This is a genomic window from Psychrobacter sp. MES7-P7E (assembly GCF_002863645.1).
Classification (GTDB): domain Bacteria; phylum Pseudomonadota; class Gammaproteobacteria; order Pseudomonadales; family Moraxellaceae; genus Psychrobacter.
In genome coordinates this window covers 1-282 of the sequence record NZ_PJBU01000064.1, presented here as the reverse complement: position 1 = coordinate 282, position 282 = coordinate 1, and the positions used below count along the sequence as shown (strand labels likewise).

Sequence of the window (282 nt, the reverse complement as noted above, 5' to 3'; positions counted from 1 at the left end):
GGCTGATTTAAAGGCCATCTACGGCGCTGATACGCTTGAGATAGCAGAGGCCAACCTTGAACACTTTGATGAGACTTGGGGCACAGAGTACCCGCATGTGGTCAAGTCTTGGCGCAATAACTGGGAGGGCTTAACGGTGTTCTTCGAGTATCCTAAAGACATCAGAAAAGTGATTTATACCACCAATGCTATTGAGTCGCTAAACAGTGTGATTCGGACGGCAGTGAATAAGCGTAAGGTGTTCCCATCTGATCAGGCAGCATTCAAAGTGGTGTACTTAGC

General features: G+C 47.5%; 1 protein-coding gene. It reads left to right on the top strand.

What is annotated here, in order from left to right; all coding sequences use genetic code 11:
- Positions 1-282, top strand: a 282-nt coding sequence (locus CXF62_RS01510; RefSeq protein ID WP_185156575.1) for a transposase, incomplete at both ends; no start/stop codon positions are given.